Genomic DNA, 11,847 nt, shown 5'->3' on the forward strand with positions numbered 1-11,847 from the left:
GGTGCGGGCCTTGGCGTGGTGGAGCTAACGGTGGCTTTGCACGCGGTGTTTGATACGCCTCGCGACCGGCTGATTTGGGACGTTTCGCACCAATGCTACCCGCATAAAATCCTTACCGGGCGGCGCGAGCGCATTCGCACGTTGCGCCAGAAGGACGGGCTATCGGGGTTCACCAAACGCTCGGAAAGCCCGTATGATCCGTTTGGCGCGGCGCATTCCTCCACCTCGATCAGCGCGGCGCTTGGCTTTGCCGTGGCGCATGATCTGGGCGGTGCGGTGGAGCCCGCGCTGGGGGATGCGATTGCGGTGATCGGTGATGGCGCGATGAGCGCCGGGATGGCCTATGAGGCGATGAACAACGCAGGCCATCTTGGCAAGCGGCTGTTCGTGGTGCTGAACGACAATGAGATGAGCATCGCGCCGCCAACCGGCGCCATGTCGAGCTATTTGAGCCGGCTTTATGCCGGAGCGCCCTTTCAGGAATTCAAGGCGGCGGCCAAGGGGGCCGTGCGCCTGCTTCCGCCGCCGTTTCAGGAAGGGGCGCGACGGGCCAAGGAGATGGTCAAAAGCATGACGGTGGGAGGCACCCTGTTTGAGGAGCTGGGTTTCTCCTACATCGGGCCGATCGACGGGCATGACCTGGAGCAGCTTTTGCCGGTGCTGCGCACAGTGAAGGCGCGGGCTGACGGACCGGTGCTCATTCATGTGATCACAAAAAAGGGGAAGGGGTACGCCCCTGCCGAAGAGGCGGCGGATAAGGGCCATGGGGTCACCAAATTCAATGTGATCACAGGCGAGCAAAAGAAAGCTCCTTCGAATGCGCCGAGTTATACGAAGGTTTTTGCCGAGGCTTTGATCGCCGAGGCGCAGGACGATCCGCGCATCACCGCGATCACCGCCGCTATGCCCGATGGCACGGGGCTTGACCTGTTTGGCCAGCGGTTCCCTGATCGGGTTTTTGACGTTGGGATCGCCGAGCAACATGCTGTCACCTTTGCCGCCGGGCAGGCCGCAGGGGGGATGCGGCCGTTTTGCGCGCTTTATTCCACCTTTTTGCAGCGCGGCTACGACCAGATAGTGCACGATGTGGCGATTCAGCGCCTTCCCGTACGCTTTGCGATTGATCGTGCCGGGCTGGTTGGGGCCGATGGGGCGACACATGCGGGGGCGTTTGACGTGGCCTTTCTGGCCAATCTCCCCGGTTTTGTTGTGATGGCCGCGGCTGATGAAGCCGAGCTCAAGCATATGGTTGCCACCGCGGCTGCGCATGATGGCGGGCCGATCGCCTTTCGTTATCCGCGCGGCGAGGGCACCGGGGTTGAGATGCCGGAACGGGGCATTCCGCTGGAAATCGGCAAGGGTAGGGTCGTTCAGGAGGGGAGCCGCGTTGCGATCCTGTCGTTTGGTACGCGGCTTGATGAAGCGCAAAAGGCGGCTGAGTCCCTCTCGGCAAAGGGGATCAAGCCCACAATCGCCGATGCCCGCTTTGCCAAACCGCTTGATCGAGACCTGATCCTGCGGCTTGCCGCCGAGCATGAGGCTGTGATCACACTTGAAGAAGGCGCGATTGGTGGCTTTGGCTCGCATGTGGCGCAGCTTTACGCCGAAGAAGGCATTTTTGACGCTGGGCTGAAGTTCCGCTCGATGGTGTTGCCGGATATCTTCATTGATCAGGCCAGCCCGCGCGACATGTATGATGTGGCCGCGATGAATGCCGAACAGATCGAAGCGAAGGTGCTTGATGTGCTGGGTGTGAGCCAGATCGGTGAAAAGCGCGCCTGACGTGTTTTAGCCTTGCTCCTCTGCCAGCAGGGCGGCGAGGCCGTCGCGGTAGGAGGGGTAGAGCAGCTTTATCCCCAAGTCCCGCTTGATGCGCTCGTTGCTCACCCGTTTGCTCTCGGCATAAAAGCTGCGCGCCATGGGCGAAAGATCGGCCTGCTCAAAGGGAATTTCGGGCGGAACAGGCATGTTCAGCAGCGATGCGGCATGGGCGATCACATCTTGCGGTGGGGCGGGATCATCATCGCAGAGGTTGTAGATAGCACCGGGGTCTGGTGCCATCATCGAGGCGTGGAGCACCTGCGCGATGTCATCAACGTGGATGCGAGAGAAGACCTGGCCGGGCTTGATGATGCGCCGCGCGGTGCCGTTGCGCACCTTTGAAAACGGGCCGCGACCGGGGCCATAAATTCCGGCAAGGCGGAAGATATGCAGCGGCAGGGAGTGGGCGGCGGCGAGGGCTTGCCACGCGGTCTCGGCCTTGGTGCGCAACGCGCCCCGGCGGGTGGAGGGCGCAACCGGGGTCGCCTCGCTGACCCAGGCGCCGGCATGGTCGCCATATACGCCGGTGGTCGAGAGGTAGCCAAGCCATTTTGGGGGGTTTTGCGCAAGGTTCGAGCCGATTTGAGGGAGGAACGGATCACCTTCGACGTTTGGCCCAGCGTTGAGCAGGATGTGACTGGCGCGGGCGATCAATGGGGTGAGGTCGGTGCCGGGCCAAAGGTGCATCTCGGCGTGGGGCGCAGAGAGTTTGGCCTCGCTGCGCGTGGTTCCGACGATCTGCCATCCCTCGGGGGCAAGACGCTGTGCGAGGGCGCGGGCCGAGTAGCCATGGCCGAGCGACAGCAGACATTTTTGGGCTGGTTCAGTCACGCCCAGCACCTTCAACCGGGCGGTAGGGGGCCAGTATCGGTTCGGCATGTGGCATGGTCCGAGTGCCGATGATGTCCTCGGGGATGATCCGCAAAGCGCGGCCAGTCGCCAACGCGGAAAGGTAGGTGCCCGCGGCGCGTTCAAAGAGATGCAGGTGGCGCACAGCTTCTGCAACCGAGTTGCCCAGTGCAAGAAGGCCGAGGTTGCCGATGACGGCGATAAGGCACCCAGGCGCGGCCAGAAGCGCGGAGAGGCGGGTGGCCTCATCGGCGGGAGAGCGGCCACCGAAATTGGGGTCGATGACGTGTTTACGGTGGAATAGAGCCGAATCCGCGCAGATTGGTGGAAGCTGGCTTTCTGCCAATGCAGCCAAGGCTGTGCTGTTTGGCGTGCGCGCGAACAGCAGGCAGGGCGAGGCGACCAGCGGCGCGAGGGCTGCAAGGAGCAGATCCGCCTGATCGGGGGTTTCGAGGAGCGTTGTTGCTGTAACACTGGCGAGCGGTATCGCCGGGGGCGTTGCGAGAACCCCACCTTCAATTGTGATCACACCGGCAAAACCGCCGGGGTCGGTTGCCCCGTGGTTGACCGCCCAATGGCAGGCCGCCGCGAGGTCCACACGGGTGGGCCAATGGCTGATACTTGGCAGGGAGGAGAAAAGAGCCTTTTGCATGATTGGACGTTTGCGCTTTCGCGCAAGGCGGTCAAGTGCCGGGGTGGCACGGTGCCGTTCGCGAGGGCGTTTGCCGGGCAGGGCGGTGTATTTTTTGCGCGGAGAGAAAGGCGGCCCGACCAAGATGGCGGAGGTATTGCTTGCGCCCGGACCGCGCCCGTGGACAATTGGCCCATGAACAAGCGTGAATTTATGACATGGGCCGAAGCGGCACCCGAGTTGGTGGGCGTGGCGGCGGGGCGCTTGCCTGCGGATCTGGTGATCCGGGGTGGCAAGCTGGTGAACGTGCAGAGCCGCGAGGTGCTGGACGGGTGGCAAATAGCGGTGAAACAGGGCCGTTTTGCCTATGTTGGGCCGGATGCGAGCCATTGCATTGGCGAGGGCACCGAGGTGGTAGAAGCTGAAGGGCGTTACCTGATTCCGGGGCTGTGTGATGCGCATATGCACATCGAGTCAGGCATGTTGACCCCTGCGAAATTTGCCCGCGCGGTGACGCCGCATGGCACGACGGTGATGTTTACCGATCCGCACGAGATCGCCAATGTGCTGGGCCTCGAAGGTGTGCGGCTGATGCATGACGAGGCGCTTTTGCAGCCTGTGAGCATTTTCACGCAGATGCCAAGCTGTGCGCCTTCTGCGCCGGGTCTTGAGACAACGGGCTTTGAGATCACCCCTGAAGATGTGGCCGAGGCGATGGAGTGGCCGGGGATCATTGGGCTGGGCGAGATGATGAATTTTCCCGGCGTGTCTGCCGGGGACCCGAAGATGCTGGCCGAAATCGCGGCGACTCAGCGCGCGGGCAAAACGGTGGGAGGGCACTATGCCTCGCCCGATCTTGGCCCGGCCTTCCACGCCTATGTGGCCGGTGGCCCGGCGGATGACCATGAGGGCACCTGCGAGGCGGATGCGATTGCGCGCGTGCGCCAGGGGATGCGGGCGATGATGCGGCTCGGCTCTGCCTGGTATGACGTGGAAAGCCAGGTGACGGCGGTGACAGAGAAGGGGCTTGATCCGCGCAACTTTATCCTTTGCACCGATGATTGCCATTCGGGGACGCTGGTGAATGAGGGACACATGAACCGCGTTGTGCGCCATGCAATCGCCTGCGGCCTTGATCCGCTGATCGCGCTTCAGATGGCGACGGTGAACACCGCCAGCCATTTTGGGCTGGAGCGGGAGTTGGGGAGCATTACGCCCGGGCGGCGGGCGGATATGATCCTGACCTCTGATTTGCGCAGTCTGCCGATTGGGGCGGTGTGGGCGAAAGGGGTGCTTGTGGCCGAAAATGGGCAGGTTAGGGTCGAATTTCCACATTTGGACTGGCCCGAGGCGGCGAGGGACACGGTGCATCTTGGCAAGACCCTCACCGCAGAAGATTTTGTGATCACGGCGCCGGAGGGGAAAAACACTGTGCGCGCGCGGGTGATCGGGGTGGTTGAAAACCAAGCCCCCACCAAGGCGCTCACCGAAGATCTTCCGGTGGTCGACGGGGTGGTTGAGGGGGCCGATGGCACCTGCCAGATTGCGCTGGTTGAGCGGCATCGTGGCACCGGCGGCGTGACCAATGGGTTCGTAAAGGGCTTTGGTTACGAGGGGCGAATGGCGATGGCCTCGACCGTGGCGCATGATAGCCACCATATGATTGTTGTCGGCACGGACCGCGAGATGATGGCAATGGCGGCCAATCGGCTGGGTGAGGTTGGCGGTGGTGTGACCGTTTGGAAGGACGGGCAAGAGCTGGCGCTGGTGGAGCTGCCGATTGCCGGTTTGATGAGTGACAGCCCCGCGCAGGACGTCGCCCAAAAGGCGGCAAAGATGGTAAGCGCGATGGAGGCTTGTGGATGCAGGCTGAACAACGCCTATATGCAGCATTCACTTTTGGCACTCGTGGTGATCCCCGAGTTGCGGATTTCGGATCTTGGGCTGGTTGATGTAACCAGGTTCGAGCTGACCGAGCTTTTTGAGAAGGGGGCAACGTGAACCAGAGCGAGCAGATCACACCCGTTATCAGCCCCGAGGGGCAGAGTGCGGAAATGTTCAGCGATCCGGGCGAGGCGGTGGCGCGGCTTGAACAGCTTTATGCGGAGTCGACCCGCTTTTTGGCGCGTAACTTCAACCAGGCGGTGACTGGGGATTTGCCCACAGTGCGCTACCGGGCGTTTTACCCCGAGGTGCGGCTGACCACGACGAGCCATGCCAAGAACGACAGTCGCCTGTCGTTTGGGCATGTGGCGGGGCCGGGCACATATTCGATCACGATCACGCGGCCTGATCTGTTTCGCTCATACCTGAAGCAGCAGATCGGTTTGCTCATTCTCAACCATGACCAGCCGGTGATGATTGGCCCTTCGGCAACGCCGATTCCGGTGCATTTTGCGGTGGCCAACGATGCCGATGTTGCCGTGCCACAGGATGGTGCGCTGCCTTATCCGCTGCGCGATGTGTTTGACGTGCCCGATCTGGCGACGACGAATGATGCGATTGTTGATGATTTTGGCTATCTCAATGAAGATGGCTCTGGCCCGCTTGCGCCGTTCAGCGCGCAGCGGGTGGATTATTCGCTGGCGCGGCTCAGCCATTACACGGCGACCAGCCCGGAGCATTTTCAGAACCACGTGCTGTTTACCAACTACCAGTTCTATGTGGAGGAGTTTGAAGCCTATGCCCGCAAGGCGCTGGGCGATCCGCAGAGCGGGTATTCGTCATTCGTGTCGACCGGGAACATAGAGATCACCGATCCGGCGACCGAGATCGAGCGGCCGGTAAAGATGCCGCAGATGCCGACCTATCACCTGAAGGCCGAGAATGGTGCCGGGATTACGCTGGTGAACATTGGTGTGGGCCCATCCAACGCCAAGACGGCGACCGACCATATTGCTGTTCTGCGCCCGCATGCGTGGTTGATGGTGGGGCATTGTGCCGGGTTGCGCAACAGCCAGAGCCTTGGGGATTTTGTGCTGGCGCACGCCTATCTGCGGGAAGATCATGTGCTGGATGATGACCTTCCGGTTTGGGTGCCGATCCCGCCGCTGGCCGAAATTCAGATCGCGCTGGAGAAGGCTGTGGCCGAGGTGACCCGGCTGGAAGGGTTTGACCTGAAGCGCATCATGCGGACAGGCACTGTGGCCACCATCGACAACCGCAACTGGGAGTTGCGCGACCAGTCTGGCCCGGTGCAGCGGCTCAGCCAATCGCGGGCGATTGCGCTGGACATGGAGAGCGCCACCATCGCCGCCAACGGCTTTCGGTTCAGGGTGCCTTACGGCACGCTTTTGTGCGTTTCCGACAAGCCGCTGCATGGCGAGCTGAAGCTGCCCGGCATGGCCTCGGAGTTCTACAAGGGGCAGGTTGCAAACCACTTGCTCATTGGGATACGAGCCATGGAACACTTGCGCACCATGCCCTTGGAGCGGCTTCACAGTCGCAAATTGCGAAGTTTTGACGAGACGGCCTTTCTCTGACCCGAATATAGGGCTGAAAAACGCATAAAACCCCTTGAAACCTTGGTTACAGTGCCACTAAACGTTGTGGGACGCCGCTACATGGCGTAGAAATACCGAACATAAGGCCCAAGATGGGTCACCTGACGAGGAGACAGATACATGGCAACGAAACCGATGACCAAGACTCAACTGGTGGCTGCACTGGCTGACAAGATGGACAGCGACAAGAAATCGGCTGCGGCCGCGCTTGAGGCCATCACTGGCATCATTACCGACGAAGTGTCCGGCGGCGGTGCTGTGACCCTCCCCGGCGTTGGCAAAATCTACTGCCGCGAGCGCCCCGAGCGCATGGTGCGCAACCCTGCCACTGGCGAGCAGATCAAGAAAGAGGCCGACAAGGTGGTCAAGATGACCATCGCGAAGGCTCTCAAGGACAGCGTGAACAGCTAATAGCTGCTCCCATCCGATGTATTAAGAAGGCCGCCCCTTTCGGGCGGCCTTTTTCATTGGGGCGGGCTGATTGTGGGCTTGCAAGGGGGGCGGGCAGCGCTGGACCCCATCCTGTTGGGGGCTGGGCGCATACCCAAGAGATGAGAGTTGCAGGTGCGCCACTTGCGCATCGCTCTGCCAGAAGAGGCCAGACATGCCACCGCTCGCTCTTTGAGCGGTGACTCATGCTGCCCGGCCACAATCAACTTGTTCAGAGCCTAGAAGCGGTAAGCAAAGCCCAAGTTCAGGATCGTTGGGTCCACCGATACCGTCCCTTTGACGGGCGCTCCGCCGAGTGTTCCGGAGAGATCGGTTTCGAACGGCACGTAGCGTATATCCGCATTGGCAAACCAATTCTGGCTTACCTGATAACGCACACCAATTTGCAGAGCGGGTGCCCAGGCGTCTTCCAGATCAAGATTTGCCAGCGCATTTCCGTCTTCTTCCAGAAACAGGATTCGCGCGATGCCGGCGCCGACATAGGGGCTAAAAGATGATTTGGTCGCGAAGTGATACTGGAGCGATAAGATGGCAGGGCCGTATTGGGTTTCTCCAACGGGCATTCCTGCCAGGCTACCTGCCCCTGTTAAATTGGCACTCGCAGGCAAACCGCCAAAGAAGTTTATCGCTACAGCGGAACTCAGGAAATAGGAGGCATCGAAACTCAGGGTTATGTCATTGGTGATTTCGATTTCAGATCCCGGTATCGCAGCCCCACCTGCGGTAATTGAATCCAGAGACTCCTCGGTAAATACCTTTGCTGCGTTCACGCCGAGGAGCCAATCGCCTTTGGCGTAAAGCGACTCCGCATTTGCGGCGTGGAGCGGTGCAAGGCAGCCAACTGTCATGATCGCCATGACTTTCGCGGCACAAGGTATTTTAGACACCCAATAAGTGTGTTTCATTTCTTCCTCCCTTTGGTTGATTTTCTGCGCGTCATGCGCAGCGACATGCAGGCGGAAAATGCGATCTGCAATTCCGCCTGCATGTTTTCAGGCTATGCCAAAAGCATATCCCCGTAGGTTTCGCGCAGCTTGTTCTTCATCACCTTGCCAGTCGCGTTTCTGGGCAGCACCTCCACGAAAACGACGGCATCGGGGATCTGCCACTTGGCGACCTTGTCAGAGAAGTAGGCGATGAGATCCTGCTCCGTCAGGTCTGCTCCAGGGGCGCGAACCGCAATAAGGAGCGGGCGTTCATCCCACTTTTCATGCTTCGCGGCGATGGCACCGGCATCGGCGATACCTGGGTGACCGACGGCGATATTCTCCAGTTCGACGGTGGAAATCCATTCGCCGCCCGATTTGATGATGTCCTTGGAACGGTCCCGAATGGTCATGAACCCATCGGCATCAATCGAGGCGACATCGCCGGTTTCGAACCATCCATCGGATTCCAAGGTCGTGCCGGCTTCTGCGCCGAAATAGCTGTCCACCACCCAATGGCCACGGATGCGCAGATTGCCTTGCGCAATGCCATCCTCGGGAAGTATGTTGCCTTCATCGTCGACGATCTTGAGCTCCACGCCGTAGGGCGGGCGGCCCTGGCTTTCACGCACTTTCGCCTGCTGTTCCTCGGTCATGCCCACGTGGCGCTCAAGCAGGGCGTTTGCCGTCCCGAGGGGTGAGGTTTCTGTCATGCCCCAGGCGTGGACAACCTCTGTGCCGTATTTGTCGCGGAACTCGGTGATCATAGAAGGCGGGCAGGCCGTTCCTCCGACCACGGTTCTTTTGAGCGACTCGGCTTTGGAGCCAAGCTTTTCAAGCGATGTAAGCAGGCCTTGCCAGATGGTTGGAACACCAAGCGCGACCGTTACGCCTTCGTCGTCGATGAGCCGTGCGAGGCTGTCACCATCAAGGCCCGGCCCCGGCAAAACCAGCTTGGCGCCGACCATCGCGGCCGCATAGGGAACGCCCCAGGCATTGACGTGGAACATTGGAACCACCGGCATCATCACTTCGCGCGCGGAAAAGTTCAGCGTGTCCGGCAAGGCGGCGCCCATCGAATGCAGAACAGTGGAGCGATGAGAATAAAGCACGCCCTTGGGGTTGCCCGTGGTGCCGGAAGTATAGCAAAGGCTGGAGGCGTCGGTTTCTTCAACATCCACCCAATCGGCATTTTCATCGCCTGTGGTCAGGAAATCTTCATAAAATACCAGTCCGGGGACTTTATTTGCGGCTTCGTCGTCACGCTCCGACATAAGAACGAAGGTGTCGACCGTTGTCAGCTTTTCTCTGATCGCTTCGATGATTGGCAGGAACGTTTTGTCAAAAAAGATGACCCGGTCTTCTGCGTGATTGATGATATAGACCAGCTGCTCGGGAAAGAGGCGCGGATTGATCGTGTGGCACACCATCCCGCCGCAGGAGATACCAAAGTAGCACTCCAGATGGCGGGCATTGTTCCAGGCAATCGTTGCGACGCGATCCCCTTTGAAAAGCCCCAGTTTGGCCAGCGCTGAGCCGAGTTGCCGCGCCCGGTCAGATATACCTTTCCAGGTCGTCTTTGTTTTTGAGCCGTCTGTTTCCACCGACACAATCGCTGTGTCTCCATGGTAGCGAGCACCATGATCAATAAGAGAGTGGATCGTCAGTGGCATCTCCATCATTTGTCCGTGCATTTGACTTCCTCACTAGATTTTGGATTTTTGACTGTGCTCTGGTCGCCCTGGAGAGCCTGCAAACTGCTGGTCGCGGCTTGCATTTTCTTGCAGCAAACTCCATCGCATCCGTGACACGTGTCTGGTTCTCTATGCTTTTCATTGTGATCAGGCAACGGACCGGCTCCTATCAAAAACGCGCACCTGCCCCAGGATGATCTCGGCCGCGTTCTCGGCGATAACCATGGTGGGGGCATTGGTGTTTCCGGCAACAAGGCTTGGCATGATGGAGGCATCCACCACCCGCAATCCCGACACGCCGCGAACTTTCAGCTCGGGGTCAACAACCGACTCTTTGTCTGCCCCCATCCGGCATGTGCCGACCGGGTGATAGATCGTCTCGGCGCCTTTCCTGATGAAGGACGCGATTTCATCGTCGGTCTGGACGGACTTGCCGGGCTGAACTTCGTATTTGCTATGCGCAGACATTGCCGGAGCGTCGAGGATCCTGCGCGCCGCCTTGAACGCATCAACCATCGTTTTCATATCTTCCGGATCGCTCAGGTAATTCGGCTGAATGAGCGGATCGTCCATTGGATCCGGGCTTTTGAGCCCAATATGGCCCCGGCTTTTGGGCAATACATCGCAGATATGAAGGGTGTAGCCATAGCCAAATGCGATCTTGCGGCCATGGTCCTTAAGATACGTCGGCAAGAAGTGAAATTGCACGTTCGGCCTGTCGCGATCAGGCGAGGACTTAATGAACCCGCCGCTTTCCGCCACATTCGACGTGAGAAACCCCTTGCGCCGGAAGATGTAGGAAAACAATCCGCCAATGCCACGCGGCAAGAAGCTGAGCGCGACACCGATCGGGCGGCGAGAGCTGGCGGCGTGCATGATCGTCACGTCAAGGTGGTCGGCCAGGTTTTTGCCCACCTCGGGAAGATCGTGAACCACCGAAAGGCCGTGCTTTTTGATTTCCTTAGCATCCCCGATTCCGGACAGAAGCAGAAGCTGCGGTGAGTTTATGGCCCCGCCAGACAGGATCACCTCGCCGCCATCATTGAGGCGCAGTTGGCGATATTCGCCGCCGATCCGCAGGGTGACGCCGGTTGCTGTTTTGTCCTCCATGACGACGCGGGTCACGCGGGCATCGGTGAAGACTTCAAGGTTGGACCGGGCTTCAGCCCCGCGCAAAAAGGCCTGCGCTGAGCTCCAGCGCCGCCCGTCTTTTTGCGTGACTTGGTACATGCCCAGGCCTTCCTGGGCGCCGCTGTTAAAGTCGCCGTTGTGGGGGATTTGCAGTTCGCGCCCGGCTTGCACGAAATCGCGGCTCAGGGGGTTCACGGTTTTCAGCTCGCTCACAGAAAGCTCGCCGTCCTTGCCGTGGGTGTCGGTTGCGCCGAAGCGATGGTTGTCTTCGATCCGCTTGAACAGGTCTGTCATGCGGTTCCAGCCCCAGATCTCGGTGCCTGCCTCCGACGCCCAGTAATCGTAGTCGTCCTTGTGCCCGCGAATATAGACCATGGCGTTGATCGACGACGAACCGCCCAGCGTTTTGCCGCGGGGCCAGAACAGCTGGCGGCCATTCAGGTGCTCTTGCGGCTCAGTGTCGAAGGCCCAGTTCAGCTTTTTGTTGTTGGCGAGCAAGGCGATCCCCAGGGGCATGTGGATCAGGGGGCTCTTGTCCTTTGGGCCTGCTTCGATAAGCGCGACGCGTTTTGCCGGGTCTGCCGACAGCCGGTTGGCCAAAACGCAACCGGCGGATCCGGCTCCGACGATGATATAGTCGTACATTTCTTCTCTCCCTATTGGCTCAGAGCGGCGTTAGCCAAGCACCCGGACCACGATATTGATGAGGCGGCGCACAAAGCCCGTGTAAGGCGGGAAAAGCATGTGCGTGATCGAGTGCTTTTCCTCCAGCACGGCTTTTTCATGGGAAAAGGCCTTGAAGCCGTATTCGCCATGCGCCGCCCCGAGGCCGGAGTTGTTGA

General features: G+C 59.9%; 9 protein-coding genes. 4 read left to right on the top strand and 5 right to left on the bottom strand.

Annotated features, from left to right (window positions below; translation table 11 throughout):
* A partial coding sequence (gene dxs, locus P1U55_RS14625; protein WP_301048368.1) for a 1-deoxy-D-xylulose-5-phosphate synthase occupies positions 1-1,782 on the top strand: 1,782 nt, incomplete at its 5' end.
* A 6-nt stretch (positions 1,783-1,788) separates the two neighbouring features.
* Here dxs and P1U55_RS14630 read toward each other — a convergent pair.
* On the bottom strand, positions 1,789-2,652 hold the full coding sequence (locus P1U55_RS14630; protein WP_301048369.1) for an SDR family oxidoreductase: 864 nt from the start codon (positions 2,650-2,652) through the stop codon (positions 1,789-1,791).
* Positions 2,645-3,322 (bottom strand): class II aldolase/adducin family protein, encoded by a 678-nt coding sequence (locus P1U55_RS14635; RefSeq protein WP_301048370.1) that lies wholly within the window; start codon positions 3,320-3,322, stop codon positions 2,645-2,647. The genes P1U55_RS14630 and P1U55_RS14635 overlap by 8 nt, the downstream gene beginning before the upstream one ends.
* Positions 3,323-3,496: 174 nt before the next feature.
* Between P1U55_RS14635 and ade the strand changes: the two genes are divergently transcribed.
* From ade to P1U55_RS14650, 3 genes are all read left to right on the top strand, one after another.
* Positions 3,497-5,302: an adenine deaminase gene (ade, locus tag P1U55_RS14640; protein WP_301048371.1), complete on the top strand. Its 1,806-nt coding sequence runs from the start codon at positions 3,497-3,499 to the stop codon at positions 5,300-5,302.
* Positions 5,299-6,783, top strand: a complete 1,485-nt coding sequence (locus P1U55_RS14645; protein WP_301048372.1) for an AMP nucleosidase — start codon at positions 5,299-5,301, stop codon at positions 6,781-6,783. The genes ade and P1U55_RS14645 overlap by 4 nt, the downstream gene beginning before the upstream one ends.
* Positions 6,784-6,924: 141 nt before the next feature.
* Positions 6,925-7,215 carry an HU family DNA-binding protein gene (locus tag P1U55_RS14650; RefSeq protein ID WP_301048373.1) on the top strand — a complete coding sequence of 97 codons (291 nt, stop codon included), beginning with the start codon at positions 6,925-6,927 and terminating at the stop codon, positions 7,213-7,215.
* Positions 7,216-7,472: 257 nt separating this feature from the next.
* Here P1U55_RS14650 and P1U55_RS14655 read toward each other — a convergent pair whose 3' ends face one another.
* The 3 genes from P1U55_RS14655 to P1U55_RS14665 form a co-directional block, all read right to left on the bottom strand.
* Positions 7,473-8,159 (bottom strand): OmpW family outer membrane protein, encoded by a 687-nt coding sequence (locus tag P1U55_RS14655; protein ID WP_301048374.1) that lies wholly within the window; start codon positions 8,157-8,159, stop codon positions 7,473-7,475.
* Between the two features lie 92 nt (positions 8,160-8,251).
* Complete coding sequence (locus P1U55_RS14660) at positions 8,252-9,874, bottom strand: long-chain fatty acid--CoA ligase (protein WP_301048375.1); 1,623 nt, start codon at positions 9,872-9,874, stop codon at positions 8,252-8,254.
* Positions 9,875-10,021: 147 nt separating this feature from the next.
* Positions 10,022-11,650, bottom strand: a complete 1,629-nt coding sequence (locus P1U55_RS14665) for a choline dehydrogenase (RefSeq protein ID WP_301048376.1) — start codon at positions 11,648-11,650, stop codon at positions 10,022-10,024.
* Positions 11,651-11,847: the final 197 nt, after the last annotated feature.

It is taken from the genome of Vannielia sp. (assembly GCF_029212645.1).
Lineage (GTDB): Bacteria > Pseudomonadota > Alphaproteobacteria > Rhodobacterales > Rhodobacteraceae > Vannielia.